The organism is Verrucomicrobium sp. BvORR034 (assembly GCF_000739635.1).
GTDB lineage: Bacteria > Verrucomicrobiota > Verrucomicrobiia > Verrucomicrobiales > Verrucomicrobiaceae > Verrucomicrobium.
This window is the reverse complement of sequence record NZ_BATQ01000187.1, coordinates 1-5382: the sequence shown is the minus strand read 5'-3', so window position 1 is coordinate 5382 and position 5382 is coordinate 1. Positions and strand designations below refer to the sequence as shown.

Here is a 5382-nt window from a genome sequence, read left to right as displayed (position 1 = left end):
AAAAAAAGTCCCCGCCCTCTGGGTTGCAGAAGGCGGGGATTAACTCTGGCAACGATCTACTTTCACATGGCCTGTCGCCATACTATCATCGACGCTGAGGTGTTTCACTTCCGTGTTCGGGATGGGAACGGGTGGGGCCACCTCGCTGTGGTCACCAGACTTCTGTTTCATGGTTTGAAACAGCCTGTCTGAGGACTTCAGCGGTTGCAGTTAAAGGTTGGGGGCAGTCCTGCCAAACCCGGAGGTTCTCTGAAAACTGAACAAGGACAAACTAAGAGTTATTGAAAAAGAATTAAGCATCAAGACGATCGGATGATTAGTAGTGTTGAGCTGAATCGATTACTCGACTTGCACCCACACCCTATCAACGTGGTAGTCTTCCACGATCCTTCAGGGAGAACTCATCTTGGGAGAGGCTTGGCGCTTAGATGCTTTCAGCGCTTATCCTTTCCGTACATAGCTGCCCAGCTGTGCCACTGACGTGACAACTGGAACACCAGAGGTACGTTACTTCCGGTCCTCTCGTACTAGGAAGTAAACCCCTCAATTCTCCAACGCCCACGGAGGATAGAGGACCGAACTGTCTCGCGACGTTCTGAACCCAGCTCGCGTGCCGCTTTAACCGGCGAACAGCCGGACCCTTGGGACCTTCTCCAGCCCCAGGATGCGACGAGCCGACATCGAGGTGCCAAACTTCATCGTCGATATGAACTCTTGGATGAAATCAGCCTGTTATCCCTAGCGTACCTTTTGTCCGTTAAGCGACGGCAATTCCACATTAAACCGCCGGATCACTTTGGCCTACTTTCGTATCTGCTCGACTTGTAGGTCTCACAGTTAGGCGTGCTTATGCCAATACACTCAACACGCGATTGCAAACCGCGCTGAGCACACCTTCGCGCTCCTCCGTTACTCTTTGGGAGGATACCGCCCCAGTAAAACTGACCGGCTGCCATGGTCTCATGCCCTTTAAGGGGTTACAATTAGACTCGCCAATACCAAAGGGTGGTGTCTCACTTTTGGCTCTGCGGAACCCGAAAGTTCCGCTTCACAGCCTCCCACTTACTCTGAGCATTGAAATCAGCGAATCAGTGACAGCTTACAGTTAAGGTGCATAGGGTCTTTCCGTCCTTCCGCGGGTAGGCGGCATCTTCACCGCCACTACAAATTCACTGAGCCCCTCGTTGAGACAGCGGTCAACTCGTTACACGATTCGTGCAGGTCGGAACTTACCCGACAAGGAATTTCGCTACCTTAGGACCGTTATAGTTACGGCCGACATTCACGGGGACTTGGGTTCAAAGCTTCGCCTTGCGGCTAACATCTTGCCTTAATCTTTCCGCATTGGTCACGTGTCACATCGTATACATAGACTTTCGTCTTCGCACAATGCTGTGTTTTTGATAAACAGTCGGTTGACCCCTTTCACTGCGACCCACCGAGGTGGGCATCCCTTCTTCCGAAGTTACGGGACTAGATTGCAGAGTTCCTTAACGAGGTTTCACTCTTGCGCCTTGGTATATTCTACCCATCCACCTGAGTCGGTTTCTAGTACGGGCGGCCCTGGGAACATCATGAAGCTTTTCTAGACGGATCATTTGGAAACGCGGTCAGGCCGGGGCCCTTCCTGCCAAGTCAATAAGGTCTGTTTCCTCCTTCTCCGTGGTCTAACATGACTTAACCAGAGCCGGTGCAGGAATATTAACCTGCTTTCCATCGCCTGCGCCAGACGGCATCGGCTTAGGTCCCGACTAACCCTGGGACGAAAATCGTTGCCCAGGAAACCTTGGATTTACGGCGGGGTGGGATTTCACCACCCTTGTCGTTACTTATGTCTGCATCCTCACTTCTCAACACTCCACTTTCAGTCGCCATCCAGCTTCGATGCGTTGAGAACGCTCCTCTACCAAACCCCGGACCAAAATCCGGGGCATCCAGAGCTTCGGTATACCGCTTATCGCCAATCATTTTCGGCGCGAGATCTCTCGATGAGTCAGCTATTACGCACTGTTTAAATGGTGGCTGCTTCTAAGCCAACATCCTCACTGTCAAAGAAATCTCACTTCCTTTCCACTGAGCGGTATTTGGGCACCTTAGCTGCTGGGCTGGGTTGTTTCCCTTTCGACAATGAAGCTTATCCCCCACTGTCTTACTGCCATACTTCACCCCGGGGTATTCGGAGTTTGATTGAGTTTGGTAGGCGGGTGTGCCCCCTAGCTCATTCAGTGCTCTACCCCCCCGGGTCAGCATATGACGCTGCACCTAAATACATTTCGAGGAGAACCAGCTATTACGGGGTTTGATTAGCCTTTCACTCCTACCCACAACTCATCCGAGAACTTCTCAAGGTTCACCGGTTCGGCCTTCCACGTCGTATTACCAACGCTTCAGCCTGGCCATGGGTAGATCACCACCGCTTCGGGTTTGGCTCCTGTGACTAACTTCGCCCTGTTCGGACTCGCTTTCGCTGCGCCTGCGTCCCAGAAGGACTTAGGCTTGCCACAAAAACCAACTCGCAGACTCATTAAGCAAAAGGCACGCCATCACCGGACAAGCCGGCTCTGACACCTTGTAAGCACATGGTTTCAGGTACTGTTTCACTCCGCTCACAGCGGTGCTTTTCACCTTTCCCTCGCGGTACTTGTTCACTGTCGGTCACCAGCTAGTATTTAGCCTTACGCCGTGGTCGGCGCCGATTCATGCGAAGTTTCACGTGTGTCGCATTACTCAGGAATTCCCTAGGCTGGATCAAAGTTTTCGGTTACGGGCCTTTCACCCTCTCTGGCGCAACTTTCCTGAAGCTTCACCTAACTCGATCCAATGCCACATCGGGCTCCTACAACCCCGGAGGCAAAGCCTCCGGTTTGGGCTGTTCCGCTTTCGTTCGCCACTACTGACGGAATCACATTCGTTTTCTTTTCCTCGGGGTACTGAGATGTTTCACTTCCCCCGGTATGGCGTCGCAGCCCCTATGTATTGAGGGCTGCACGCAGCGGTATGAACCGCTGCAGGTTATCCCATTCGGAAATCTCCGGGTCAAAGCGTCTTTGCCGCTATCCGAAGCTTATCGCAGCTTAGCACGTCCTTCATCGCCTGCTGGTGCCAAGGCATTCACTATGTGCTCTAAAATACTTGATGCCTGTAGCCGCTGGCTTGCGCCAGCTTCTAATAAAATTCTGTCTTTTTCGCTCTTAATCTGTCTTGTCCAGTTTTCAAAGAACCTCTCCGGTTCAACAGCATTAATCAACCTTACACACTCATGATTCACCAGATGGTGGGCCTGAATGGACTCGAACCATTGACCCCCGCCTTATCAAGGCGGTGCTCTAACCAACTGAGCTACAGGCCCGGTTTTCACCGGCCCCCTCGCTTTAAAAGCAGTCAGCTATCACATGGTGGAGGCATGGGGACTCGAACCCCAGACATCCAGCTTGCAAAGCTGGCGCTCTACCAGCTGAGCTATACCCCCTTTGGTGATGCGTGTGTATTGTCCCAAGCAAAAGCTAAGTCGTGCACTACACGTGAGGTAACTCACGCAAATATTTGAGCCTTTTAGCAGACCAGGTGTTCCGGCGAACCGGGCACCCTGGTCTCGACCTATCCAGTAAGCAGTGAGGGCTCCTGGAATACTCCATAGAAAGGAGGTGATCCAGCCGCAGGTTCCCCTACGGCTACCTTGTTACGACTTCATCCCAGTCACCAGTCTTGCCTTAGGGCCTTGCCTCCTTGCGGTCGGCGCGGGCACTTCGGGCGAAACCAGCTTCCATGATGTGACGGGCGGTGTGTACAAGACCCGGGAACGTATTCACGGTACCGTAGCTGATGTACCATTACTAGCGATTCCAACTTCATGCAGGCGAGTTGCAGCCTGCAATCTGAACTGAGCCCAGTTTTGAGGATTTCCTCCACCTCGCGGTTTCGGTTCACATTGTGCTGGGCATTGTAGTACGTGTGCAGCCCTGGGCGTAAGGGCCATACTGACTTGACGTCATCCCCACCTTCCTCCCAGTTGATCTGGGCAGTCTGATTCGAGTGCTCGGATTGCTCCGGTGGCAACAAATCACAGGGGTTGCGCTCGTTGCGGGACTTAACCCAACATCTCACGACACGAGCTGACGACAGCCATGCAGCACCTGTGCAAAGCGCGTATTGCTACGCTAGCCGGCTTTCACCGACGACACAGTGCATGTCAAGCCCAGGTAAGGTTCTTCGCGTTGCATCGAATTAAGCCACATACTCCACCGCTTGTGCGGGTCCCCGTCAATTTCTTTGAGTTTTAATCTTGCGACCGTACTTCCCAGGCGGCACGTTTAACGCGTTAGCTCCGGCACAGAAGGGGTCGAATCCTCCCACACCAAACGTGCACCGTTTACTGTCAGGACTACCGGGGTATCTAATCCCGTTTGCTCCCCTGACCTTCGTGCATCAGTGTCAGATACTGTCCAGGATCTCGCCTTCGCCACTAGTGTTCCTCTCGATATCTACGCATTTCACTGCTACACCGAGAATTCCAGATCCCCCTCCAGTTCTCTAGCATGGGAGTATCGGATGCTATTCGGAGGTTGAGCCCCCGGATTTCACATCTGACTTTCCACGCCACCTACGCACCCTTTACGCCCAGTGATTCCGAACAACGCTTGAGACCTCTGTATTACCGCGGCTGCTGGCACAGAGTTAGCCGTCTCTTCCTCTTGCGATACTATCAAATTCAGCGGAGTTACCCGCTCAAATCTTGCTCTCGCATGACAGGAGTTTACAATCCGAAGACCTTATCCTCCACGCGGCGTCGCACCATCAGGGTTGCCCCCATTGTGAATGATTCTCGACTGCTGCCACCCGTAGGTGTCTGGACCGTGTCTCAGTTCCAGTGTGGCTGGTCATCCTCTCAGACCAGCTACCCGTCGTCGCCTTGGTGGGCCGTTACCCCGCCAACTAGCTGATAGGCCGCGGACCAATCAGAAAGCGACAGGTTGCCCCGCCTTTAGTCTTGCGACCACATGAGGTATTAATCCAAGTTTCCCTGGGCTATTCCTCGCTTTCCGGTATGTAATCCACGTGTTACGCACCCGTTCGCCACTGAACAGTTCGGTATTGCTACAAAACTGCCCCGTTCGACTTGCATGTCTTATCCACGCCGCCAGCGTTCGTTCTGAGCCAGAATCAAACTCTCCGAACATTTGTCCACCCATCTCTGAGTGAACGGTCCAGTGCAAAGCACCGGACTAAATTGACTGGTTGTTTGTTATGACAACCACGCGCTGTTTCTCACACACGCGTAGTACACAACTTAGCTTTTTCTTGGGTCAAACTAAACTCACAACCCTCGCGGGCCGTTTAGTTTGATTAATGCTGCCAAAGATCGTTTTCTGATTCTCGAAGAAT

General features: G+C 52.8%; 2 tRNA genes and 3 rRNA genes. All 5 read right to left on the bottom strand.

Going from position 1 to position 5382, the window contains the following annotated elements:
- Positions 1 to 43: 43 nt before the first annotated feature.
- The 5 genes from rrf to BV034_RS34020 all read right to left on the bottom strand — a co-directional run bounded on the left by rrf (position 44) and on the right by BV034_RS34020 (position 5176).
- Positions 44 to 159, bottom strand: a 5S ribosomal RNA gene (gene rrf, locus BV034_RS34040).
- Positions 160 to 295: 136 nt separating this feature from the next.
- Positions 296 to 3138: ribosomal RNA gene (locus BV034_RS34035) — 23S ribosomal RNA — on the bottom strand.
- A 134-nt stretch (positions 3139 to 3272) separates the two neighbouring features.
- Positions 3273 to 3349 (bottom strand) — tRNA-Ile (locus tag BV034_RS34030).
- A 44-nt stretch (positions 3350 to 3393) separates the two neighbouring features.
- A tRNA-Ala gene (locus BV034_RS34025) sits at positions 3394 to 3469 on the bottom strand.
- Between the two features lie 168 nt (positions 3470 to 3637).
- Positions 3638 to 5176 (bottom strand): 16S ribosomal RNA (locus BV034_RS34020).
- The 16S, 23S and 5S rRNA genes sit together here with 2 tRNA genes alongside, the layout of an rRNA operon.
- Positions 5177 to 5382 lie beyond the last annotated feature (206 nt).